23 protein-coding genes are annotated in these 24039 nt (G+C 68.7%); 20 read left to right on the forward strand and 3 right to left on the reverse strand.

Going from position 1 to position 24039, the window contains the following annotated elements:
- The first annotated feature begins 15 nt into the window (after positions 1-15).
- From QNJ30_22485 to QNJ30_22570, 18 genes are all read left to right on the forward strand, one after another.
- Positions 16-846 (forward strand): lysophospholipid acyltransferase family protein, encoded by an 831-nt coding sequence (locus tag QNJ30_22485; GenBank protein MDJ0946227.1) that lies wholly within the window; start codon positions 16-18, stop codon positions 844-846.
- 55 nt (positions 847-901) lie between these two features.
- Positions 902-2290 carry a tRNA (N6-isopentenyl adenosine(37)-C2)-methylthiotransferase MiaB gene (gene miaB / locus QNJ30_22490; GenBank protein ID MDJ0946228.1) on the forward strand — a complete coding sequence of 463 codons (1389 nt, stop codon included), beginning with the start codon at positions 902-904 and terminating at the stop codon, positions 2288-2290.
- Entirely contained in the window at positions 2284-3300 is a 1017-nt protein-coding gene (locus QNJ30_22495; GenBank protein MDJ0946229.1) for a PhoH family protein, read from the forward strand. The genes miaB and QNJ30_22495 overlap by 7 nt, the downstream gene beginning before the upstream one ends.
- 74 nt (positions 3301-3374) lie before the next feature.
- Positions 3375-3935, forward strand: a complete 561-nt coding sequence (ybeY, locus tag QNJ30_22500) for an rRNA maturation RNase YbeY (GenBank protein MDJ0946230.1) — start codon at positions 3375-3377, stop codon at positions 3933-3935.
- A 6-nt stretch (positions 3936-3941) separates the two neighbouring features.
- On the forward strand, positions 3942-4946 hold the full coding sequence (locus QNJ30_22505) for a hemolysin family protein (protein ID MDJ0946231.1): 1005 nt from the start codon (positions 3942-3944) through the stop codon (positions 4944-4946).
- A gap of 32 nt (positions 4947-4978) precedes the next feature.
- Positions 4979-6595 (forward strand): apolipoprotein N-acyltransferase, encoded by a 1617-nt coding sequence (lnt, locus tag QNJ30_22510; GenBank protein ID MDJ0946232.1) that lies wholly within the window; start codon positions 4979-4981, stop codon positions 6593-6595.
- A 105-nt stretch (positions 6596-6700) separates the two neighbouring features.
- Entirely contained in the window at positions 6701-7183 is a 483-nt protein-coding gene (locus tag QNJ30_22515) for a helix-turn-helix transcriptional regulator (protein ID MDJ0946233.1), read from the forward strand.
- A 268-nt stretch (positions 7184-7451) separates the two neighbouring features.
- Positions 7452-8624, forward strand: a complete 1173-nt coding sequence (metK, locus tag QNJ30_22520) for a methionine adenosyltransferase (protein MDJ0946234.1) — start codon at positions 7452-7454, stop codon at positions 8622-8624.
- Between the two features lie 91 nt (positions 8625-8715).
- The gene (trmB, locus tag QNJ30_22525; protein MDJ0946235.1) at positions 8716-9477 is read left to right on the forward strand and encodes a tRNA (guanosine(46)-N7)-methyltransferase TrmB; all 762 of its coding nucleotides are present in this window, start codon (positions 8716-8718) and stop codon (positions 9475-9477) included.
- A 200-nt stretch (positions 9478-9677) separates the two neighbouring features.
- Positions 9678-10205: a ribosome maturation factor RimP gene (gene rimP, locus QNJ30_22530; protein ID MDJ0946236.1), complete on the forward strand. Its 528-nt coding sequence runs from the start codon at positions 9678-9680 to the stop codon at positions 10203-10205.
- 3 nt (positions 10206-10208) lie between these two features.
- On the forward strand, positions 10209-11783 hold the full coding sequence (gene nusA, locus QNJ30_22535) for a transcription termination factor NusA (GenBank protein MDJ0946237.1): 1575 nt from the start codon (positions 10209-10211) through the stop codon (positions 11781-11783).
- 43 nt (positions 11784-11826) lie between these two features.
- Positions 11827-12453, forward strand: coding sequence for an RNA-binding protein (locus tag QNJ30_22540; GenBank protein ID MDJ0946238.1), 627 nt, complete (start codon positions 11827-11829; stop codon positions 12451-12453).
- Positions 12454-12483: 30 nt separating this feature from the next.
- Complete coding sequence (gene infB, locus QNJ30_22545; protein MDJ0946239.1) at positions 12484-15072, forward strand: translation initiation factor IF-2; 2589 nt, start codon at positions 12484-12486, stop codon at positions 15070-15072.
- 63 nt (positions 15073-15135) lie between these two features.
- The gene (gene rbfA / locus QNJ30_22550; GenBank protein ID MDJ0946240.1) at positions 15136-15588 is read left to right on the forward strand and encodes a 30S ribosome-binding factor RbfA; all 453 of its coding nucleotides are present in this window, start codon (positions 15136-15138) and stop codon (positions 15586-15588) included.
- Positions 15578-16504: a tRNA pseudouridine(55) synthase TruB gene (gene truB / locus QNJ30_22555; protein MDJ0946241.1), complete on the forward strand. Its 927-nt coding sequence runs from the start codon at positions 15578-15580 to the stop codon at positions 16502-16504. The genes rbfA and truB overlap by 11 nt, the downstream gene beginning before the upstream one ends.
- 34 nt (positions 16505-16538) lie before the next feature.
- Positions 16539-16808: a 30S ribosomal protein S15 gene (gene rpsO, locus QNJ30_22560; GenBank protein MDJ0946242.1), complete on the forward strand. Its 270-nt coding sequence runs from the start codon at positions 16539-16541 to the stop codon at positions 16806-16808.
- Between the two features lie 223 nt (positions 16809-17031).
- Positions 17032-19173, forward strand: coding sequence for a polyribonucleotide nucleotidyltransferase (gene pnp / locus QNJ30_22565; protein ID MDJ0946243.1), 2142 nt, complete (start codon positions 17032-17034; stop codon positions 19171-19173).
- A 27-nt stretch (positions 19174-19200) separates the two neighbouring features.
- The gene (locus tag QNJ30_22570) at positions 19201-19971 is read left to right on the forward strand and encodes a glycerophosphodiester phosphodiesterase family protein (protein MDJ0946244.1); all 771 of its coding nucleotides are present in this window, start codon (positions 19201-19203) and stop codon (positions 19969-19971) included.
- Positions 19972-19981: 10 nt separating this feature from the next.
- Here QNJ30_22570 and QNJ30_22575 read toward each other — a convergent pair whose 3' ends face one another.
- The 3 genes from QNJ30_22575 to fabA all read right to left on the reverse strand — a co-directional run bounded on the left by QNJ30_22575 (position 19982) and on the right by fabA (position 22606).
- Positions 19982-20749 carry an SDR family oxidoreductase gene (locus tag QNJ30_22575; GenBank protein ID MDJ0946245.1) on the reverse strand — a complete coding sequence of 256 codons (768 nt, stop codon included), beginning with the start codon at positions 20747-20749 and terminating at the stop codon, positions 19982-19984.
- Between the two features lie 101 nt (positions 20750-20850).
- Positions 20851-22074 carry a beta-ketoacyl-ACP synthase I gene (gene fabB, locus QNJ30_22580; GenBank protein ID MDJ0946246.1) on the reverse strand — a complete coding sequence of 408 codons (1224 nt, stop codon included), beginning with the start codon at positions 22072-22074 and terminating at the stop codon, positions 20851-20853.
- Positions 22075-22087: 13 nt separating this feature from the next.
- Positions 22088-22606 carry a 3-hydroxyacyl-[acyl-carrier-protein] dehydratase FabA gene (gene fabA, locus QNJ30_22585; protein ID MDJ0946247.1) on the reverse strand — a complete coding sequence of 173 codons (519 nt, stop codon included), beginning with the start codon at positions 22604-22606 and terminating at the stop codon, positions 22088-22090.
- A gap of 308 nt (positions 22607-22914) precedes the next feature.
- Between fabA and QNJ30_22590 the strand changes: the two genes are divergently transcribed.
- Complete coding sequence (locus QNJ30_22590) at positions 22915-23337, forward strand: Fur family transcriptional regulator (protein MDJ0946248.1); 423 nt, start codon at positions 22915-22917, stop codon at positions 23335-23337.
- A gap of 184 nt (positions 23338-23521) precedes the next feature.
- The gene (locus tag QNJ30_22595) at positions 23522-23941 is read left to right on the forward strand and encodes a rubrerythrin family protein (GenBank protein MDJ0946249.1); all 420 of its coding nucleotides are present in this window, start codon (positions 23522-23524) and stop codon (positions 23939-23941) included.
- The last annotated feature ends 98 nt before the right edge of the window (positions 23942-24039 follow it).

Raw genomic sequence — 24039 nt, forward strand, 5'->3', positions numbered from 1 at the left:
GATCCGCCGGTCATCATGAACAGGTCGCCTATCGGTTCTCCCATCAGGGCCCTGGTCAGGCTGACGCTCTACGCGGTCTGGAGCCTGGCCAGCATCTCGGTGTTCGTGGTCTGCCGGCCGCTCGGCCAGGTGCCGCAGCGGACGCTGATCCTCTGGCATCACGGCATCAACTGCCGAATTGCCGGTTTCAAGGTCGAAGTGCGCGGCCAAGCGCGGCGGGAGCACCCGACGCTCTTCGTCTGCAACCACGTGTCCTACTTCGACATCCCGATCGTCGGCGCGCTGGTCGACGGCTGCTTCGTCGCCAAGTCGGAGGTCAGGACCTGGCCGGTGATCGGCATCATGGCCAGGCTGCAGCGCTCGGTCTTCATCGAGCGCATGCCGCGCCGGGCCGCCGACCATCGCAACGAGCTGCTCGACCGGCTGGAGGGCGGCGACAACCTGATCCTGTTTCCAGAAGGCACGAGCAGCGACGGTAACGGGGTCCTTCCCTTCAAGTCCTCGCTCTTCGCCATCGCCCAGTCGCAGGTGGCCGGCCAGCCGGTGGTGGTCCAGCCGGTGTCGATCGCCTACACGAAGCTCGACGGCATGCCCCTGGGGCGCTATTTAAGGCCGTTTTTCGCCTGGTACGGCGACATGGAGCTGGCCGGCCATCTCTGGCAGGCCTTGGCGCTGGGTCGCTGTACGGTGGTGGTGGAGTTCCACCCCCCGGTCACGATCGCCGAATTCGGCTCACGCAAGGCCCTGAGCGAACACTGCCAGAGAGCGGCGAGCGAAGGGGTCGCCGCGGCGATCTCCGACCGGCCAACCCGGCGGCTGGAGGTACCGGAGACCGCCGCCGCGTAAGCCGCGCCGCGACGACGCGGCGTGACGCGCGCCGGCCAGAGGAGAAGCCCCAGAGGTGAGCAAGAAGCTGTTCATCAAGACCTACGGCTGCCAGATGAACGTCTACGATTCCCTCAGGATGGCGGACGTTCTGGCACCGCTCGGCTACCGGACGGCGGAGACGCCGGAGGACGCCGATCTCGTGGTCCTGAACACCTGCCACATCCGCGAAAAGGCCAGCGAGAAGGTCTTCTCAGAGCTCGGCCGCCTGCGCGGGCTCAAGACGGCCCGGGCCGAGAGCGGCGGCCGGATGATGATCGCCGTCGCCGGCTGCGTGGCCCAGGCGGAAGGCGAGGAGATCCTGCGCCGGGCGCCTCAGGTCGACCTGGTCTTTGGGCCGCAGACCTATCACCGCCTGGCGGCCTTGGTGACCGAAGCGGCCCGCAGCGAGGTCGGCGTGATCGACACCAGCTTCCCCTCGGAATCCAAGTTCGACCACCTGCCGGAAGAGGCCCGGCCGCAGGGCGCCGCCGCCTACCTCTCGGTCCAGGAGGGCTGCGACAAGTTCTGCACCTTCTGCGTCGTGCCCTATACCAGGGGCGCCGAGCATTCGCGGCCGGCCGCGGCGGTCATTGCCGAGGCCCGGCGCCTGGTCGCTGCGGGTGCGCGTGAGATCACCTTGCTCGGCCAGAACGTCAACGCCTATCACGGCGAAGGCCCGGCGGGCGGCACCTGGGGTCTCGGCCGGCTGCTTGGCGCCCTGGCCGAGATCGAGGGCCTGGCGCGCCTGCGCTACACCACCTCGCATCCACGCGACATGGACGAGGAGCTGATCGCCGCCCACCGCGACCTTCCGGTGGTGATGCCCTACCTGCACCTGCCGGTGCAGTCGGGCTCCGACAAAGTCCTGGCGGCGATGAACCGGCGCCACGGCGCCGCCGACTACCTCCGCGTGGTCGAGTGCCTGCGCGCAGCGCGGCCCGACCTTGCCCTGTCCTCCGACTTCATCGTCGGCTTCCCGAATGAGAGCGACCAGGACTTCGCCGACACCCTGCGCCTGGTCACCGACGTCGGCTTCGCCCAGGCCTACTCCTTCAAATACAGCCCGCGCCCCGGAACGCCGGCGGCCGAGGCGCCGGACCAGGTGCCGGAGCCCGTCAAGGCCGAGCGCCTGGCCACGCTTCAGGGCCTGCTGGCCGAGCAGCAGGCCGCCTTCAACCAGGGCTGCGTCGGGCGGGAGCTCGAGGTGCTCTTCGAGGCCGAGGGCCGCCGGGAAGGTCAGCTCCTGGGCCGCAGCCCCTTCATGCAGGCGGTCCACGTCGCGGCGCCGGCCCGGCTCAAGGGCCGGCTGCTGCCGGTCCGGATCGAAGGCGCCCACCCCAACAGCCTGGCCGGCCGGCTTGCCGGCGCCCCGGACGAGCGGGGGTCTGGCGCCGCGGCCGGCGTCATGGAGGCGGCATCGTGAGCCGGGCGCAGAACGCCGATTCCCTGACGCTCCAGTTCGACGACAACAACCTGCTGCCGCAGCTCTTCGGTCAGCACGACGAGAACCTGTCGCGCCTCGAGGCGCAGCTCGGGGTCTCGGTCGCGACCCGCGGCAACCGGCTGTCGATCTCCGGGCCGCCGGACTCGGTACGGGCCGCCCAGCATGCACTCAAGGCGCTCTACGCCCGCTTGGAGAAGGGCATGGAGGTCGGCCAGGGCGAGGTCGACGCGGTGGTGCGCCTGAGCCGCGACGGCCCCGAAGGCGAAGCCGGCGCCGCGGCGGTGCACGAGGAGGCGCTGACGGTCAAGACCCGCAAGCGCCAAGTGACCCCGCGCTCGACCAACCAGGCCGGCTACATCCAGGCCCTGCTCCAGCACGAGCTGGTCTTCGGGATCGGGCCGGCCGGCACGGGCAAGACCTACCTGGCGGTCGCGGTCGCGGTCAGCATGATGCTGGAGGGGCGGGTCGACCGGATCATCCTGTCGCGCCCTGCGGTCGAGGCCGGCGAGCGCCTGGGCTTCCTGCCCGGCGACCTGAGAGAGAAGGTCGATCCCTATCTCCGGCCGCTCTACGATGCGCTCTACGACATGTTGCCGGCCGACCAAGTCGCCAACCGGCTGGCCAGCGGCGAGATCGAGGTGGCGCCCCTGGCCTTCATGCGCGGGCGCACCCTGGCAAACTCCTTCATCATCCTGGATGAGGCGCAGAATGCCACCCCGGTCCAGATGAAGATGTTCTTAACCCGTATGGGGGAAAACTCGCGGATGGCGGTGACCGGCGACCTGTCCCAGGTGGACCTGCCCCGGGGCCAGCTCTCCGGGCTGCGCGACGCCGTCGACCTTCTGACGGGGATGGACTCCGTGGCCCTGGTGCAGTTCACTGATGTCGATGTCGTGCGTCACAACCTGGTGACCCGGATCGTCCGCGCCTACGAGGCGCGGGACAAGGCCGACGAAACTGCCGGTCGGGGCAAGGATGCAAAGCGATGAGGCGCCGCGACGGCGGCAGCGTCCGTGAGGTGGGCTTGGTGCAAGAGGATGCCGACTGAAGGCCCCCGGCAGAAATGAGCGACGAACCCGGAAGTAGACGCTACCTGGTCCCGGTCAGCCGCGAGGGCGGCGACTGGGCGCTGGGCCTGCCCGAGGCCGAGGCCCTGGCCGAGCGCGCCGTCGCCGCGGCTCTGACCGCGGCCGCGGAAGACCCGGCCGCCCTCGCAGGGGCCGAGGTCTCCATCCTCCTCGCCGACGACGCGACCCTGAGACGGCTCAACCGCGACTACCGGGGCCAGGACCGTCCGACAAACGTCCTGGCCTTCCCCAACATGGCGCCGAACAGCGCGCCGCCGCCCGGCATGGCCCTGGCCCTCGGGGACCTGGCGCTGGCCTGGGAGACGCTGCGCCGCGAAGCCGCGGCCCAGAACAAGCCCCTGGCGGACCATTTCAGCCACCTCGTGGTCCACGGCACCCTGCATCTGCTGGGCCACGATCACGAGGCCGAGGCCGAGGCCCGGGTCATGGAGGACCTGGAGCGAGGAATCCTTGGCAGTCTGGGCTTGCCCGACCCATATCGATTTGTGGAGGACAACGGGTCGCCGTCGAAGCGGGAGGCAAGCGGCGCCGGCTAAATGCGAATGAGCGCGACCAGCGAAACATCTGATCTCTCGAAATCCAAGGCCGAAGGCCGCGGCGGCGACGCGCCGCTGACCGGCTTTTGGGGCCGGCTGCGCGGCTGGCTGCGGGGCCGCAACGGCGACAACAGGCTGCGCGACACCATCGAGGAGATCATCGAGGAAACCGAGCGCGAGGAGCAGGCCGATGTCGCCATCGGCAGCCATGAGCGCGTCATGCTCGGCAACATCCTCAAGCTGCGCCACCTGACGGCCTACGACGTCATGGTGCCGCGTGCCGACATCGTCGGCGTCGACATCTCGGCGCCCCTCGACGAGGTCATCACGGCGACCAGCGGCAAGGGCCATTCCAGGGTCCCGGTCTACCGCGGCAATCTGGACGACGTCGTCGGGTTCGTGCACATCAAGGACGTGCTGGCGGCGGTCAAGAGCGAGCGCAAGTTCGGCCTCGCCGGACTGACCCGGGGGGTGCTCTTCGTCGCGCCTTCCATGCGGGTCCTCGATCTGCTGCTGCAGATGCGCCTGTCCCGGGTTCACCTGGCCCTGGTCGTCGACGAGTTCGGCGGCACCGACGGCCTGATCACCATCGAGGACCTGGTCGAGGAGATCGTCGGCGAGATCGAGGACGAGCACGACGCCGAAGCCGGCCCGCGCCTGGTCCGCTGGCCGGACGGCTCATTGGTCGCCGACGCCCGGGTCGACGTCGACGAGTTCGAGGAGGACTTCGGCCGCGTTCTGACCCCCGAAGAGCGCGAGGAGGACATCGATACCCTGGGCGGCCTGGTCGCCACCATCGCCGGCCGGGTGCCGACCCGGGGAGAATTGATCCTGCATTCCTCGGGCGTCAGCTTCGAGGTGATGGAGGCCGATCCGCGGCGGATCAAGCGCTTGCGCGTTCGCCGCACGCCGAACGGGGCCGAGGCGGCCGCCGACGAGGCTTCAAGGCCCCTACCCGAAGGCGAAGCGGAGGCCGGCGCCGAGGTCGAACCCGGGGCTTCCGAGCGGTGACGTCGGAGGCCGTGGGCGCAACGCGCCGGGCCATGCTGCCCCGTTTGGCCGAAGCCCTGACCGGTCTGTCGGCCGGCCGGGCGGCGCTCGCCGCCTTTGGTCTCGGACTGCTTGCCGCCCTGGCGCTGCCGCCGCTCTACCTGGTGCCCCTGCTCTGGCCGGCCTTTACCGGCCTGGTCTGGCTGCTCGACGCGGCGGCGCGGAGCCGCCGGGCGCTGGCCGTCGGCTGGTGCTTCGGCTTCGGCTACCACCTGGCCGGCCTGTTCTGGGTCGGCAGCGCCGTCCTGGTGGTTGCCGAGCAGTTCTGGTGGTTCCTGCCCTTCGCGGTGCTCGGGCTGCCGGCGGGCATGGCCCTGTTCACCGCCGCCGCCGCCGCGGCGGCCCGGCGCGTCTTCTGGCGCGGACCGGCTCGGGTCGTCGGCCTGGCGACCGCATGGCTGGCCCTGGAATGGCTGCGCAGCTGGATCCTCACCGGCTTCCCCTGGAACCAGCCGGGCAGCGTCTGGGCCTTCTCGGACTCCATGCTTCAGGCCGCCGCCCTGGGCGGCATCTGGGGACTGACCTTCATGACAGTGCTGGTCGCCGCCGCGCCTGCCACCCTGGTAGACCGGCGGGCCGACCAGCGGGCCGACCGGGCGGCAGGCCGGGTCAGCACCTGGGCCGCCTGGGGCCTACCCGCCGCCGGCCTTGTCCTGCTGGCGTTGGTCTGGGCCGGCGGCGCGCTCCGCCTGGCGGGGGCGCCGCAGCCGGGCAGCGATCTGGTGCCCGGGGTGACGCTGCGGCTGGTGCAGCCCGCGGTCGATCAGAAGCTGAAGTGGCGGCCGGAACTGCGCCTCGGCCATCTGCGCGATCTCGTGACGCTGAGCCGCAATGGCGACGGCTCCGAGAAGGCCGCCGCCGCTGCCGGGCCGATCACCCATGTCGTCTGGCCGGAGATGGCCTTCACCTACGCCCTCGGCGAGAACGGCCAGGCCATGGAAGGCCTGCTCGCCGCGGTCCCGCAAGATGGCCTGGTGATCACCGGCCTGCCGCGCTGGGCGCGCGATCCCCAGGGCCGTCCGATGATCTGGAACAGCCTGGCCGCGGTGTCCGTCACCGGGGCGGCGACCGCCGTCTATGACAAGGAGCACCTCGTGCCCTTCGGGGAATTCGTTCCGGCTCTGATCACACGGGTCCTCGGCATGGCGAAGCTGACCCACGGGCGAGTCGACTTCAGCCGCGGTCCCGGCCGCCGGACCCTCGAGGTCGTGGGCCTGCCACCGGTCTCGCCCTTGATCTGCTACGAGGTGATCTTTCCCGGCGCGGTGACCGACGGCGAGGGCCGGGCGGCCTGGCTGCTGAACCTCACCAACGACGCCTGGTTCGGCGAGAGCTCCGGGCCCCACCAGCATTTCGTCAGCGCCCGTCTGCGGGCCGTCGAGGAAGGCCTGCCACTGGTGCGTGTAGCCAATTCGGGCATCTCCGCTGTGGTGGACGGATACGGGCGTGTGCGGGGCTTTCTACCCTTGGGGGCTCGCGGCGTGATCGATGCCGGATTGCCCCAGCCCGCGGACGGCCGTACCCCCTTCGCGGCGTTGGGCAATCTGACCCTAGCGATTCTGCTTGGTTTGGGCGCCCTTTTAACCATAGTTATAGGTCAAAGATCCTAAATCGCACTGCGTGTGTGAAATGCTTCACTCTTTGGTTGACCCGATGGGCCATGACGTACTAAAAAAAATTCTCCTAAATGTTGAACCATGACAGGTGAGGTCAGCATGGCTCGCGGCCGCTCATCAGGTAGTGTGGACCGCCTGGGAAGTCCCAATCCGATCGATGTCCATGTCGGCAGCCGGGTGCGCTTGCGCCGTACGCTGCTCGGCATGAGCCAAGAAAAACTCGGGGAAGCGATCGGCCTGACATTCCAGCAGGTCCAGAAGTACGAACGTGGGGCAAACCGTGTCGGCGCCAGCCGGCTCTACGATTTGTCGCGCGTCCTCGACGTGCCCGTCGGCTTCTTTTTCGACGAAATGACGGAAGAAGTCGCCGGAAGCTCGCCGGGGCAGATCCGGGGCAGCACGGAACCGGTGCTTGAGGCCATTGGCCCCGAGCTTGATCCCATGGCCAAGCGAGAGACGCTTGAGCTCGTCCGCGCCTACTACCGGATTTCCAGTCCGAAGGTCCGCAAGCGGATCTTCGAGTTGACCAAGGCGCTTGCCGCGTCCGAAGGTCACGACGAAAGGAACGGCAAGGGCTCCTGAGGCCCTGCCGCGAGAGTTTTGCGCCCCGGGGCCTTTGCCCCCGGGAGCGCGGAACCCGACGACCGACGCGGCCATCCTGCAACGACAGCATGTATCTTTCCGGCGCGGGACCGTTTGGCTCTTGACGGGGGTTTTCCTTCGGCGGCACATTCCCGGCCGCCGGGACCGTCGTCGACGCCTTTCAGCCGCCCTGTCCCGGTCCGGAGCCCAAAGGCCCCCTCTGGCCTCCGCAATCCGCTGACCGTACTGAACCCGAGGAGGACGCGGCGTGCGCCAAGGCAACTATCTTTTCACCAGCGAATCGGTCTCCGAGGGCCATCCGGACAAGGTCTGCGATCGGATCTCGGACGCCGTCGTGGATACCTTTCTGGCCCACGACCCCCTGTCCCGAGTCGCCGTCGAGACCATGACCACGACCAACCGGGTGGTCCTGGCCGGCGAGGTGCGCGGTCCGAAGGAAGTCACGCCGGAACTGCTGCAGGAAGTCGTGCGTGCGGCGGTGCGTGACATCGGCTACGAGCAGAAGGGCTTTCACTGGCGCCGTGCCGTGATCGAGAACTACATCCACGAGCAGTCGGGCGACATCGCGATGGGCGTCGACGCGCTCGGCAACAAGGACGAAGGCGCCGGCGACCAGGGGATCATGTTCGGCTACGCCTGCGAAGAGACCGAAGACTACATGCCGGCGCCGATCTACCTGGCCCATAACATATTGAAATCCCTGGCAGAGGCGCGTCACTCCGGCGCCGAGCCCAAGCTCGGGCCCGATGCCAAGAGCCAGGTGACCCTGGAGTACCGCGACGGCAAGCCCTGCCGGGCCACATCGGTCGTCGTCTCGACCCAGCACAGCGAAGACCTGGACCAGGACGAGATCCGCGAGATCGTCCGGCCCCACGTCGTCAATGTCCTGCCCGAGGGCTGGATGTGCGACGAGCCGGAGTTCTACGTCAACCCGACCGGCCGCTTCGTGATCGGCGGCCCGGACGGCGACTGCGGCCTGACCGGCCGCAAGATCATCGTCGACACCTACGGCGGCGCGGCGCCGCACGGCGGCGGCGCCTTCTCGGGCAAGGACCCGACCAAGGTCGACCGCTCGGCCGCCTACGCCTGCCGCTACCTGGCCAAGAACGTCGTCGCCGCCGGCCTGGCCGAGCGCTGCATCATCCAGGTCGCCTACGCGATCGGCGTCTCCAAGCCGTTGTCGATTTACGTCGACACTCAGGGGACCGGCCGGGTCGACGAGGAGAAGCTGGCGACCAGGCTCGGCGAGATCGTCGACCTGTCGCCGCGCGGGATTCGCGAGCACCTGAAGCTCAGCCGGCCGATCTATGCCCGCACCGCGGCCTACGGCCATTTCGGCCGGGCCGCCGAGGCCGACGGCGGCTTCTCCTGGGAACGCCTCGACCTGGTCGACGACCTGACCTCCGCCTTCGACGCCTGACTCGAGGCCGACGGCGGCGGCGAAGTGCCAAGGGAGATCGGGTTTCAAGCTTCGGACCGCCTCCGGCCGAAGCTGCCTCGATCCAGGGGTCATGACCGAGCGCCGCCAAGAGGACAAACCGCCCCGACGGCAGTTTTACGGCCGCCGCTACGGCCGCCCGCTGCGGCCGGCCCGGGCGCGGCTCATGGAAAGCCTCTTGCCGCGGCTTGCCGTGACCCTGGAGGAGGCCGCCAGCCTTCCGGCTCTGACCGCGCGCTTCGAGCCCGAGCCCGAGGAGCTCTGGCTGGAGATCGGCTTCGGCGCCGGCGAGCACCTGGCGGCCCAGGCGGCCGCCCGGCCCGAGATCGGCTTCCTGGGCGCCGAGGTCTTCGTCAACGGCATCGCCGCGCTGCTGTCTCGGATCGAGGCGGCCGGCCTCGACAACGTCCGGATCTACCAGGGCGACGGCCGCGACCTGCTGGAGGCGCTGCCGGAGGCCGCCTTTGCGCGGGTCGCGGTGCTCTTCCCCGATCCCTGGCCCAAGGCGCGGCATCAGCGTCGCCGCATCCTCCAGCCCGAGACTCTCGATCAGCTGGCCCGGGTGTTGCGCGATGGCGGCGAGCTGCGCCTCGCCACCGACGATCCGGACTACCTGACCTGGATGCTGGAGAAGACCGCGGCGCATCCCGCCTTCGACTGGCTCGCCCGCCGCGCCGCGGACTGGCGGGAACGCACGGCCGACTGGCCTGCAAGCCGCTACGAGCAGAAGGCCCTGGCCAGGGGCGCGAGGCCGGTCTACCTGCGCTTCCGGCGCCGCGGCCGGGCCGTGGCGAAATCCGACGGGGGCGCCGGCAAAGCGCGCTCGAATCCCTAGAAAGGTCTTGCGGGCCTTGCCATATGAAGGGTAAGTTCCGCGCGAACCATAAGGTTTGACAAGTTGCTCTGCGCGCAGACGTGCTCAGCTTCTTGTCGGCTACCGAAGGGGTGGGCCACGGGCCCACTTTTTTTTATCTAACGAACCGTCTTTCTGCGGGGTCGCAGGACGAAGAGAGCGGTTCGGAGGGAGCGCCAGCTCTGCGATCGAAGACCAGCGAGGGCAAGGCCGCCGAGGTCGAGCGCCTGATCGCCCCGACCTTGACGGCGATGGGCTACGACATCGTGCGGGTCCAGCTGAGCGGCAACCAGAGGCCGCGGCTGCAGATCATGGCCGAGCACCGCGACGGCTCGGAGATGAACGTCGATCATTGCGCCGAGATCAGCCGTACGGTTTCGGCCCTGCTCGACGTCGAGGATCCGATCCGCGGCAGCTACCACCTGGAGGTCAGCTCGCCCGGGATCGACCGGCCGCTGACCCGCCTGGCGGACTTCGACCGCTTCGCCGGCCTCGAGGCGCGGATGGAGCTTTCGGTCCCAAGAGACGGCCGCCGCCGCTTTCGCGGCCGGCTGGCGGGGACGGACAAGGAGGAGGTTCGCGTCGAGCTGCCGGAGGGCGAAGTCCGGCTGCCCTTCGACCTGATCCAGAGGGCGAAGCTGGTCCTGACCGACGAGCTGCTGGCGGCGAACGCGAACAAGGCAAGGGACGGACACCGGAGTTCGGATTGAACCATGGAAACGGCAACGGCACTTAAAACCGAACTGCTGCAGGTGGCGGACGCCGTCGCCCGCGAGAAGAGCATCGACCGCGAGGAGGTGCTCGAGGCGATGGAGCAGGCGATCACCAAGGCGGGCCGGGCCAAGTACGGCCACGAGCACGATATCCGCGCCGAGATCGATCGGACCAGCGGCGAGATCAAGCTCAAGCGCTACCAGGAGGTGGTCGAGGAGATCGAGAACGAGTTCACCCAGATCCTGACCAAGGACGCGCAGGTCCGCGATTCCAAGCTCAAGTCGGGCGACTTCATCATCGAGGAGCTGCCACCGATCGACCTGGGGCGGATTGCGGCCCAGACCGCGAAGCAGGTGATCGTCCAGAAGGTCCGGGAAGCCGAGCGCCAGCGCCAGTACGAGGAGTACAAGGACCGGGTCGGCGAGATCGTCAACGGCATCGTCAAGCGCAACGAGTTCGGCAACGTCAGCGTCGACCTCGGCCGCGCCGAGGCCATGATGCGCCGCGACGAGAGCCTGCCGCGGGAATCCTTCCGCACCGGCGACCGGGTGCGCGCCTACATCTACGACGTCCGCCAGGAGCTGCGCGGCCCGCAGATCTTCCTGTCGCGGACCCACCCGCAGTTCATGGCCAAGCTCTTCGCCCAGGAAGTGCCCGAGATCTACGACAGCATCATCGAGATCAAGGCGGTCGCCCGCGACCCCGGCAGCCGGGCGAAGATCGCGGTCCTGTCGCACGATTCCTCGATCGATCCGGTGGGCGCCTGCGTCGGCATGCGCGGCAGCCGGGTTCAGGCCGTGGTCAGCGAGCTCCAGGGCGAGAAGATCGACATCATTCCCTGGTCCCACGACGTCGCGACCTTCGTGGTCAACGCCCTGGCGCCGGCCGAGGTCAGCAAGGTCGTGCTCGACGAGGAACAGGGCCGGATCGAGGTGGTCGTCCCCGACGACCAGCTGTCCCAGGCCATCGGCCGCCGCGGCCAGAACGTCCGGCTGGCCTCGCAGCTCTCCGGCTGGGACATCGACATCCTGACCGAGGACGAGGAATCGGAGCGCCGCCAGGAGGAGTTCCGCACCCGCTCGCAGATGTTCATCGATGCCTTGGACGTCGAAGACGTCATCGCGCACCTGCTGGTCACCGAGGGCTTCAGCACCATCGAGCAGGTCGCTTTCGTGCCGGTCGACGAGCTGGCCCAGATCGAGGGCTTCGACGAGGAGATCGCCGAGGAGCTGCGGGCGCGGGCGCGCGGCCACCTCGAGGAGCAGGACCGGCTGATGGACGAGCGCCGGCGCGAACTGGGGGTGGAGGACGCCCTGGCCGAGATCGAGGGCTTGAGCGCCGCGATGCTGGTCAAGCTGGGCGAAGCCGGGGTCAAGACCCTGGACGACCTGGGGGACCTCGCCAGCGACGAGCTGATCGAACACCTGGGCGCCTTGGCGCCCAAGGCCGAACAGGCCGACACCATCATCATGGCGGCACGGGCCCATTGGTTCGACGACGAGCCGGCTCCCGCCGAGCCGGCCCCCACCGAGCCGGCCGAGGCGCCCGAGGCCGCCGCCGGCCAGGAGCCCTGATCGGGTTTGAGGAGGCAAGCGCGCAGTGATCGAGACCGCCGCCATGCAGGACGGTACGACGGAAGCGCCGGAGCGCCGCCCGGGGCGCCCCGAGGGGCCGCTGCGGCGCTGCATCGTGACCGGCGAGCTGCGGCCGAAGCCCGAACTTCTGCGATTCGTGGTCGGGCCCGGCGGCGTGGTGGTTCCCGACGTCAAGGGCGTACTGCCCGGGCGCGGATTGTGGTTGCTGCCGCGGCGTCCTATAATCGACAAAGCCTGCAAACGGCAGCTCTTCGCGAGAGCCGCGCGGGCACCGGTGCGTGTGCCCGAGGACTTGCCTCTGCAGGTGGCTCAGCTCCTGCGTCGTCGTTGCCTGGATCTGATCGGCCTCGCCAAACGGGCGGGACAGGCGGTGGCGGGTTTCGAGCAGGTCCGGCCCTGGCTCGCCTCGGGTCGGGCCGGGGTGCTGCTGGCCGCGGCGGACGGCGCGGCCGACGGGCGGCGGCGGCTTAAGGCCTTGGGTACGGGCCTGCGGCCGGGGCTGCCGCTGATCGAAGACTTCTCCTCGGCCGAGCTGGGCGCCGCCCTCGGCCGGGACAAGGTGGTCCACGCCGCCCTCGCCGACGGCGGCCTGGCGCAGGCGCTGATTGTCGAGGCGGCACGTCTGGCCGGCGTGCTGGCCGAGGATTAGGGACCTACGACGGCTAAGCGTAGGGATGACATGACGACGAAGGAAGGCGAAGCCAAGAAGCCTCTGAAGCTCAACCGCCCGGGGCGGCTCGAGCTGAAGAAGACCGTCGAGACCGGGCAGGTCCGGCAGAGCTTCAGTCATGGCCGGACCAAGGCGGTCACGGTCGAGGTCAAGCGCACGCGCAGCTTCGAGCGCGGGGCGGGCGGGCGCATGGCCGAGGTCAAGGCGCCGCCGGAAGGCTTCGACCAGGCGACGGCCGAAGCCGCCGAGGCCCTCGGCGTGGCCGAGGTCACGACGGAAGCCCCGCGCACCCTGACCGATGCCGAGCGCGCCGGCCGGATGCGCGCCCTGGAGTCCGCCAAGCGCGACGAGGAACGGCGCCAGATCGAGGCCGAGCAGGAAGCCGAAAGGCGGCAGCGGGAAGCCGAGGACGCGGCCCGCCGGGCCGAGCAGGAGGCCGAGGCGCAAAGGGTCGCGGAGGCCGAGGCCGAGAAGAACCGAGCCGAGCTCGAAGAGCGCCGCCGGATCGAGGAAGAGGCGCGCAAGCAGCTCGAGGAAGAGGAAAAGGCGAAATCCAAGGAGGCGCCCGCAGAGAAACCGGCGGCGCCGGCGGCCAAGAAGCCGGCCGCTGCCGCAGAGGAGCCGGCGAAGACGAAGCCCCGCAAGGGTGGCGGCGCTCCGGCCAAGACACCGGCACCGCGCCGCGGCGGCGACGAGCGGCGGCGCCACGGCAAGCTGACCATCACCCAGGCGCTGACCGGCGAGGACGGCATGGAGCGGGTCCGCTCCCTCGCGTCCGTGCGGCGCCAGCGCGAGCGCGAGCGTCAGCGCCAGGCCGGCGGCATGGAGGGCCTGCCGCAGAAGGTCATCCGCGAGGTCGTGGTCCCCGAGACCATCACCGTGCAGGAGCTCGCCAACCGCATGGCCGAGCGGGGCGCGGAGGTTATCAAGACCTTGATGAAGATGGGGGTCATGGCGACCATCAACCAGACGATCGACGCCGACACCGCCGAGCTGGTGGTCAGCGAGTTCGGCCACAAGCTGAAGCGGGTCTCCGCCGCCGACGTCGAGATCGGCCTCAAGGGCGATGACGACAAGGCGGAGGACCTCAAGGCCAGGCCGTCGGTGGTCACCGTGATGGGCCACGTCGACCACGGCAAGACCTCGCTGCTGGACGCCCTGCGGGCGACCGACGTGGTCGCCCACGAAGCCGGCGGAATCACCCAGCACATCGGCGCCTATCAGGTCACCCTGGCGTCCGGCGACAAAGTCACCTTCATCGACACCCCGGGCCACGCGGCCTTCACCGAGATGCGCTCGCGCGGCGCCAACGTGACCGACATCGTGGTTCTGGTGGTTGCCGCCGACGACGGCATCAAGGACCAGACCGTGGAGGCGATCAACCACGCCAAGGCGGCCAAGGTGCCGATCGTGGTCGCGATCAACAAGATCGACAAGCCGGAGGCCAACCCGGACCGGGTCAAGCAGGAGCTGCTGCAGCACGACCTCGTGGTTGAGGACATGGGCGGCGAGATCCTCGCCGTGCCCGTGTCGGCTGTCGAAGGCACCGGTCTCGACAAGCTGGTCGAGGCCTTGCTGCTTCAGGCCGAGCTGCTCGAGCTCAAGGCCAATCCGGAGCGGGCCGCCGAGGGCGTCGTGATCGAGGCCAAGCTCGAGCAGGGCCGCGGCTCGGTGGCCACCGTGCTGGTCCAGCGCGGGACCCTCAAGGTCGGCGACATCTTCGTGACCGGCAGCGAGTCCGGCCGGGTCCGCGCACTGCTGAACGACCACGGGGAGAAGGTCGAGGAAGCCGGGCCCTCGGCGCCGGTCGAGGTCCTCGGCCTGGCCGGCACGCCGCTGGCCGGCGACGACTTCGTCGTGGTGGAAAGCGAAGCCCGGGCCCGCGAGATCGCCAGCTTCCGCAAGAGCAAGGTGCGCGACCAGGGCGCCGCCGCCAACCGGGTCTCCCTGGAGCAGCTGATCTCCAAGATCCAGGAAGGCGAGACCAAGCGGCTGCCGGTCGTCATCAAGTCGGACGTGCAGGGCTCGGTCGAGGCCATCGTCGGCGCCCTGGAGAAGCTGGGCACCGACGAGGTCGCGGTCCAGGTGCTGCACACCGGCGTCGGCGGCATCAACGAATCCGACATCACCCTGGCCCGGGCCTCCGGCGCCATGGTGATCGGCTTCAACGTCCGGGCCAATCCCCAGGCCCGCGAGCTGGCCCGGCGCGACGACGTGGAGATCCGCTACTACTCGATCATCTACAACGTCGTCGACGAGATGAAGGCGGCGCTGAGCGGCATGCTGGCGCCGTCGCGCGAGGAGAAGTTCCTTGGCTACGCCGAGATCCGCGAGGTCTTCAACATCACCAAGGTCGGCAAGGTCGCCGGCTGCATGATCACCGAGGGCCAGGTCAAGCGCGGCGCCAAGGTCCGCCTGCTGCGCGACGACGTGGTGATCCACGACGGCACCCTGAAGACCCTGCGCCGCTTCAAGGACGAGGTGCGCGAGGTCAAGGACGGCTACGAGTGCGGCATGGCCTTCGAGAACTACCAGGACATCCAGGTCGGCGACAAGATCGAGTGTTACGAAGTCGAGGAGAAGGCGCGCCAGCTCTAGCCCGCGCGCCGCTCTGCCTCGTGGCCCCGGTTCCTTGAAGCCGGGGCCGAGGAGTTATCAGTCATGTCCAGAAGCCGCGGACGGCCGCCCAGCCAACGCCAGCTGCGCGTCGGCGAAGAGCTGCGTCACGCCCTTTCCGAAGTTCTCAGCGAGGCCCATCTGCGCGATCCGGACCTGGTCGAGGCCGCGATCACGGTCACCGAGGTCCGGCTCAGCCCGGACCTGAAGAACGCGACCGCCTTCGTGATGCCCTTGGGCGGCGCCGACCTCGAGGTCAAGGTGGCCGCCCTGCGCCGCGCCGCGCCCTTTCTGCGCGGCGAGGTGGCGCGCCGGCTGAAGCTCCGCTTCACGCCGCGTCTCAGCTTCGAGCCGGACCTGTCCTTCGACGAGGCCGGGCGGATCGACGCCCTGCTGCGCGGCGACCGGCTGCGCCGGGACCTCGAGGCTCCGGACCCGGAGGCCCCTGGACCGCAATCCGCGGACCCGGAGGCGGAGGAGGCCGATCGTGGGGCGTAGGCGCCGCGGCCGGCCGGTCCACGGCTGGGTCGTGCTGGACAAGCCCGTCGGGGTCACCTCGACCCAGGCGGTCGGCCGGGTCCGCCGGATCTTCGACGCCCAGAAGGCGGGCCACGGCGGGACCCTGGACCCCCTGGCCAGCGGGATCCTGCCGATCGCCCTGGGCGAGGCCACCAAGACCGTGTCCTACGTCATGGCGGGCCTCAAGACCTACAGCTTCACCCTGCAGTGGGGGGCGGCCACCAGCACCGACGATGCCGAGGGCGAGGTCACAGCCCGCTCCGAGGTCCGGCCCGGCAGGGCGGAGATCGCCGCCGTCCTGCCGCGCTTCGAGGGCGAGATCGAGCAGGTGCCGCCGGCCTTCTCGGCGATCAAGGTGGCGGGCGAGCGGGCCTACGACCTGGCCCGCGACGGCGCCGCTCCGGATCTGGCGCCGCGGCCGATCACCATCGAGCGCCTCAGCCTGCTCGACTGTCCGGGTCCGGACCTGGCCCGCTTCGAGGTGGTCTCGGGCAAGGGCGCCTACATGCGGGCCCTGGCCCGGGACCTCGGCACCGCCCTGGGGACCCTGGCCCACATCCGGGAGCTGCGGCGCACCGCGGTTGGACCCTTCGCCGAGGCCGATTCGATTTCGCTGGCTTCTCTGGAGGCCCTCGGGCATAGTGCCGCCGCTTTCGAGCACCTTCTTCCGGTCGAGACCGCGCTGGACGACATCCCGGCCCTGGCCTTGACCGAGACCGAGGCGCAGCGGCTGCGGCTTGGACAAGCCGTATCCATGCTGGCCCGCGCAAACCGGGACCGCATTGCCGAACTCACCAATGGCGAGGTGATCTGCGCCATGGCCGGTGAGAAGCTGGTGGCCCTGGCACGCTACGAGGCGGGCGACCTGCACCCGGTGCGAGTCTTGAACCTGTAGCCCCGCGGGGGCGAACGAGAGGACTGAAGACACGATGTCGATTACGATGGAACGCAAGCAGGAGCTGATCGGCGAGTACGCCCAGAAGCAGGACGATACCGGGTCCCCCGAGGTCCAGGTCGCGATCCTGTCGGAGCGGATCAAGAACCTGACCGAGCACCTGCAGACCCACAAGAAGGACTTTCACTCGCGGCGCGGCCTGCTGGTCATGGTGGGTCAGCGGCGCCGTCTCTTGGACTACCTCAAGGGCAAGGACAAGAGCCGCTACGAGGGCCTGATCCAACGTCTGGGGCTGCGCCGCTAAGGTGGCGCAGGGTCCAGACCGGCGGTGCGCGCACTCGGGCCCGACCCGCGGCGTGGCCGGCCGGCCCAGAGGAACCGCAGTCTTGGAACATCGCCAAAGTGGCCGGTGCGATGGGTATTCCGAAGCCGGGCCGACGCAAGGGGCGAAGATTTCGCCGCGCCCCTTTCGCGGGTCCGGTGTGCAGTCATGAACAACCGGCCCAAGACCGTAAGGACTGAACGACATGTTCGATATTCATAGGAAAGAGATCACCTGGGGCGGGCGTCCGCTCGTCTTCGAGAGCGGGCGCATCGCGCGGCAGGCCGACGGCGCCGTGCTGGTCCGCTACGGCGAGACCATCGTGCTCTGCACGGTGGTTGGGGAGAAAGCGCCGCGTCCCGGCCTCGACTTCTTCCCGCTGACCGTCCACTACCAGGAGAAGACCTTCGCCGCCGGCAAGATTCCCGGCGGCTTTTTCAAGCGCGAAGGCCGGCCCAGCGAGAAGGAAGTCCTGACCTCGCGGCTGATCGACCGGCCGATCCGGCCGCTCTTCGCCGAGGGCTACAAGAACGAGACCCAGGTCATCTGCACCGTGCTCAGCCACGACCTCGAGAACGATCCCGACATCGTGGCCATGATCGGCGCCTCGGCGGCTCTGACGATCTCCGGCATTCCCTTCCTCGGCCCGATCGGCGGCTGCCGGGTCGGCTACAAGGATGGCGAATACATCCTCAACCCGCTTCAGGCGGAGGTGCCCGAGTCCGACCTGGACCTCATCCTGGCCGGCACGCAGGAAGGCGTCCTGATGGTCGAGTCCGAAGCCCAGGAGCTCTCGGAAGAGGTCATGCTCGGCGCCGTGGTCTTCGGCCACGAGCAGATGCAGCCGGTCATCGACGCGATCATCGACCTGGCCGAGGCCTGCGCCAAGGAGCCCTGGGACCTGACCCCGCCGGCGCCCGAGGTCGAGACGGTGCGCGAGAAGTTCCAGGCCGAGTTTGGCGATAGCCTGGCGGAGGCCTACACCGAGGTCGACAAGATGACCCGGCGCGACAAGGTTGCCGCGGTCAAGGAAGAGGCGATGGCCTCCCTCGACGAAGAGGACGAGGCCTCGCTGGCCGTCGCCGGCGGCGTCTTCAAAGCGCTGGAAAGCGACATCGTCCGGGGCAGCATACTCAAGACCGGCAAGCGGATCGACGGCCGCACGACCAGCGACGTCCGCCAGATCATCAGCGAGGTCGGCGTGCTGCCGCGGGCCCACGGCTCGGCGCTCTTCACCCGCGGCGAGACCCAGGCCTTCGTCACCACGACCCTGGGCACGGGCCAGGACGAGCAGATCATGGACGCGCTGGAGGGCGAGTACCGCCAGCACTTCCTGCTGCACTACAACTTCCCGCCCTATTCGGTGGGCGAGGCGCGTCGCATGGCGCCTCCGGGGCGCCGCGAGATCGGCCACGGCAAGCTGGCCTGGCGGGCGATCCGGCCCCTGCTGCCCGAGAAGGAGGACTTCCCCTACACGATCCGCGTGGTCTCCGAGATCACCGAGTCCAACGGCTCCTCCTCCATGGCGACGGTCTGCGGCTCATCGCTGTCGCTGATGGACGCCGGCGTGCCGCTGCCGCGGCCGGTGGCGGGCATCGCCATGGGCCTGATCAAGGAAGGCGACGACTTCGCCGTGCTCTCCGACATCCTCGGCGACGAGGACCATCTGGGCGACATGGACTTCAAGGTCGCCGGCACCGATGCCGGCGTGACCTCGCTGCAGATGGACATCAAGATCACCTCGATCACCCGAGAGATCATGGAAGTCGCCCTGAACCAGGCGCGCGACGGCCGCCTTCACATCCTGGGCGAGATGGCCAAGGCCCTGACCCAGGCGCGCGAGGGCGTCTCCGACATGGCGCCGCGCATCACCGTGATCACGGTGCCCAAGGACAAGATCCGCGAGGTCATCGGCACCGGCGGCAAGGTGATCCGGGAGATCTGCGAGACCACCGGCGCCAAGATCGACATCGAGGACGACGGCACGGTCAAGGTGGCCGCGGTCGACAACGAGGCCTCCCAGAAGGCCATCGACTGGATCCGCTCGATCGTGGCGGAGCCCGAGATCGGCGTGATCTACGAGGGCAAGGTCGTCAAGATCGTCGACTTCGGCGCCTTCGTAAACTTCCTCGGCGCCCGCGACGGCCTGGTGCACATCAGCGAGCTTGCGCCGCACCGGGTCAAGACCGTCAACGACGTCATCTCCGAAGGCGATATGGTCAAGGTCAAGTGCATCGGCATGGACGACCGCGGCAAGGTCAAACTGTCCATGAAGCGCGTGGACCAGGAGACCGGCGAGGATCTGGAAGCCGAGGACAAGGGCGGCGAGGCGGCCAAGGCCGGCTGACCGCCAGTCGAAGCGGGAGAGGCGGCCGTGACCGCGCCGCCGGCCCGCATCGCGCTTCCCAAGGTCATGGGGCACCGGGGCGTGGCCGCACGGGCGCCCGAGAACACCCTGGCCGGGCTGCGCGAAGCGGCCCGGCTCGGTCTGTCCTGGGTCGAGTTCGACGTCATGCTGACCCGGGACGCCGTCCCGGTGCTGTTTCACGACGAAACCCTGCGCCGGACCACCGGCTGTCCGGGACGGATGGCCGAGACCGACTACGCCGCGGTCAAGGACCTGGACGCCGGCGCCGGATTCCATCCGAACTTCGCCGGCGCGCCGGTGCCGAGCCTGGAGCAGGCGGTCGAGGTTCTATTGACCGAGGGGCTGCGCCCCAACGTCGAGATCAAGCCGACGCCCGGCCGTGACGTCGAGACGGTCGAACGGACGGTGGCGGTGCTCAAGGCGCTCTGGCCGAGGGACCGGCCGCCGCCGCTGTTCAGTTCCTACAGCACGATGAGCGTCGCGGCGGCCCGGGCCCTGGCGCCGAATTGGCCGCGGGCCCTGGTCGTCGACAGCATCCCGGCGCGGTGGCGCCGAACCCTCGAGGCCCTGGGATGCGCCTGTTTCCACGTTCACCATCGTCGGGGCAGCGAAAAGCTCTTCCGCGAGGTGCACGCGACCGGCTATGCCGTGTCCTGCTTTACCGTGAACCGGGAGCGGCGGGCGCGGACGCTTTTCGAACGCGGCGTGGACTGCGTGATCACCGACGACCCGGAAGGGCTCGGTGCCGCCTGGCGGCCGGGCGAAACGCCGGCTTGACCTCTTCTTCCTAACCTTCGTCCCGGGTCAGGCGGGCCAGGGCCGGCATGCCCATGACGTGGTAGCCGCTGTCGACGTGGTGGACCTCGCCGGTGACGCCCTTGGAAAGGTCGCTCAGGAGGTAGAGGGCAGCGCCGCCGACTTCCTCCAGCTTGACGTTGCGGTTCAGGGGCGCGTGGTCGCGGCTCCAGTTGTAGACGAAGCGGGCGTCGGAAACCGCCGACCCGGCCAGGGTCCGCATCGGCCCGGCCGAGATCGCGTTGACCCGGACCCCGCTCCCTCCGAGGTCGGCGGCGAGGTAGCGCACGCTCGCCTCCAGGGCGGCCTTGGCCACGCCCATGACGTTGTAGCTGGGCATGACCCGCTCGGCGCCCAGGTAGCTGAGCGTGATCAGGCTGCCGCCCTCGGGCATGCAGGCCGCGGCCCGGCGCGCTGCCGCCGTGAAGGAATAGCAGGAGATCGCCATGGTCCGGGCGAAGTTGGCCCGCGTGGTGTCGAGGTAGCGGCCCTTGAGCTCGGTCTTGTCCGAGAAGGCCACGGCGTGGACCAGGAAGTCCAGGGCGCCCCAGTCGCGCTCGACCGCCGAGAAGACCTCGTCCAGGTCCGCTTCGCGCTCGACGTCGCAGGGCAGGACCAGCTTCGAGCTAAGCGACTCCGCCAGCGGCTTGACCCGCCGGCCGAAGGCATCGCCCTGGTAGGTGAAGGCCAGCTTCGCGCCCTGCGCGTGGGCGGCCGTGGCGATGCCCCAGGCGATGGAGTGGTCGTTGGCGACGCCCATCACCAGCCCGCGGCGGCCGGCCAGCAGGCCCTGCGCCTCGCTGCCGCTGTCCGACCCCGCCTGCTCCGCCAATGCCGCTTTCGGAGTTTCGTTCGCCGCCGTCATGATTCGAACCGTTTGAAGGCCAGGGTGCAGTTGGTTCCGCCGAAGCCGAAGGAATTGGAGATCACGCAGCTCAACTGGACGTTGTCTTCCAGCTCCCGCACCACTGGCATACCCTCGGCCTCCGGGTCAAGGTCGTCGATGTTGGCGGAGGCCGAAATGAAGCCTCGATCCATCATCAGGAGGGCGTAGATCGCTTCGTTGACGCCGGCGGCACCCAGGGCATGGCCGGTCAGCGATTTCGTCGAGTTGATCTTGGGCAGCCGCTCGCCGAAGACCTCCTTCAGCGCGCGCAGTTCGACCACGTCGCCGATCGGCGTCGAGGTGCCATGGGTGTTGACGTACTCGACTGGCGTGTTGCCGATGCCGCTCAGGGCCTGGCGCATGCAGCGGATCGCGCCATCGCCCGAGGGTTGCACCATGTCGAAGCCGTCGGAGGTCGCCCCGTAGCCGACCAGCTCGCCGTAGATCTTGGCGCCGCGGGCGCGGGCATGCTCCAGTTCCTCGAGCACGACGACCCCGCCGCCACCGGCGATGACGAAGCCGTCGCGCGCGGTGTCGAAGGGGCGGGAGGCCGCCTCAGGCCGGTCGTTGAAGCCCGAGGACATGGCCGGCATCGCGTCGAAGAGCACCGAGAGGGTCCAGTGCAGCTCCTCGCCGCCGCCGGCGAAGACGATATCCTGCTTGTCCCACTGAATCAGCTCGGCGCCGTTGCCGATGCAGTGCGCCGAGGTCGAGCAGGCCGAGGAGATCGAGTAGCTCGGGCCCTTGATCTTGAACCAGGTCGACAGGGTCGCCGAGTTGGTGCTCGACATGGTGCGTGGCACCATGTAGGGCCCGACCCGCCTGGAGGAGCCCTTCTCGCGCAGCAGGTCGGCGGCCTTGACCTGATTCTGGGTCGAAGGGCCCCCGGAGCCCATGATCAGCCCGGTCCGCTCGTTGGAGACATCGGCCTCGGTCAGGCCGGCGTCCGCGATCGCCTCTTTCATGGCCACGAAGTTGTAGGCGGCGCCGTCGCCCATGAAGCGGCGCGCCTTGCGGTCGACCGCGGCGTCGAGGTCGAGCTTGACCGTGCCGTGGACCTGGCTGCGGAAGCCCAGGTCGGCGTATTCCTGGCTGAACTCGATGCCGGAGCGGCCGTCGCGCAGCGACTGGACCACCTCTTCCTTGTTGTTGCCGATGCTGGAGACGATGCCCAGCCCGGTGATCACGACGCGGCGCATAAGGTGTTCCGATTCAGGCGGTTTCGGGTTCGGCGACGAGGATGACCTTCAAGTCCTTGGCCTCGTAGACCGGCTTGCCGTCGATCTTCATGATTCCGTCGGCAATGCCGAGGACCAGCTTGCGAAGGATGACACGCTTGAGATTGAGATGATAGGTCAGCTTCTTCGCGCCCGGCAGGACCTCTCCGAAAAACTTGACCTCGCCCACGCCTCTGGCTCGGCCGCGGCCCGGCGCGCCCAGCCAGCCCAGGAAGAACCCGACCAGTTGCCAAAGGGCATCCAGACCGAGACAGCCCGGCATGATCGGGTCGTTTTCGAAATGGCAGCCGAAGAACCACATGTCCGGCTTCAGGTCGAGCTCGGCGATGATCTCGCCCTTGCCGTGCTCCCCGCCCTTGTCGGTGATCCTGACGATGCGGTCCAGCATCAGCATCGGCGGCAGGGGCAGGCGGGCATTGCCCGGCCCGAAGAGCTTGCCATGAGCGCAGGCGATGAGATCTTCGTAGGTATAGCTGTTCTTGCGTTCGTCCACTGCTTCGATCCAATAGCCCCGCGCCAATTCTCCACCGGCCGGAGCCGCGCACGATCCGACAGGGCCCACTATAATATAGTCGGCCAAAGGTCAAGCAAACAGCTTGCCCTGCTCGGCGCCCTCCGGTCTCCGTCCACCGCGCGCTTTGCGATAGGGCCTTGCATCCGCCGTCCGGACGCCCAGATCCCTTGGCTGTCGGCCAAGCCCGACCTGGGCCTAGGGACTTATGATTAAAGAGGTTCCAAGAATCGCCAGAGCTTTATGAAATTAGACCTTTCTTCTTTCCGCGGTGTTACTATATTAGCGCCATGAAGCGAACCCGACCCTACAGCGGTCTGATCGACCGCCTGAAGCAGGCTGGCATGCGGCCGACCCGGCAGCGGCTGGCCCTGGCTCGGTTGCTGTTCGACAGCGGCGACCGGCACCTCTCCGCCGAGCAGCTCCACGGCGAAGCGCTCGGCGCCGACGTGCGCGTCTCGCTGGCCACGGTCTACAACACCCTGCATCAGTTCACCCGTGCCGGACTGCTGCGTGAGGTCGTGGTCGAAGCCGGGCGCTCCTATTTCGATACCAACACCAGCGACCACCACCATTTCTTCTTCGAAGCGACCGGTGAGCTCCGGGATATCCCCGGTGACTCGATCCGGCTTCCGGGCCTCCCCACCCCGCCCGAAGGGGCACGGGTGAAGCGCGTCGACGTCGTGATTCGGCTCGAAGACGACGCCAAGTAATTCCTCTATATTCGAGATTTAAGTTTTTTTCTGGAATCATTCCAATCCGTTGACAAGAACTCTTCGTACAGCTATCTAGGGTTTAGGTTCGGGATCAGGGATCGCGCCGCCGGCGCGCCAAGCCGTCCTAGGTCTTGGCCTCAAACCCCTCAAGAATGAAGACGACGGCTGACAGGAGAGTTTGATGTCGCTCAAGGATTCCAAGACAGAGCAGAATCTCAAAGACGCCTTTGCCGGCGAGAGCATGGCCAACCGGCGCTACCTCTATTTCGCCCAGAAGGCGGACGTGGAAGGCTACAACGACGTTGCCGCGGTCTTCCGTTCGACCGCCGAGGGCGAGACCGGCCATGCCCACGGCCACCTTCAGTTCCTCGAAGAGGTCGGGGATCCCGCGACCGGCGAGCCGATCGGCGGCACCGACAAGAACCTCAAGGCCGCGATCGCCGGCGAGACCCACGAATACACCGACATGTATCCCGGCATGGCCCGGACCGCGCGGGAAGAGGGCTTCGACGAGATCGCCGACTGGTTCGAGACCCTGGCCAAGGCCGAAAAGAGCCACGCCGGGCGCTTCCAGAAGGCCCTCGAAACCCTTAACGACTGAGCGCGTTTCGGATCCGTCCGAACGAGGGCGACGGAAGGCTCTCCCGGAAGCGGTGAGGCCTTCCGCCGCCCCCTCGGCTCGACCTCCGGGGCCTCTCG

Source organism: Kiloniellales bacterium, from assembly GCA_030066685.1.
Lineage (GTDB): Bacteria > Pseudomonadota > Alphaproteobacteria > Kiloniellales > JAKSBE01 > JAKSBE01.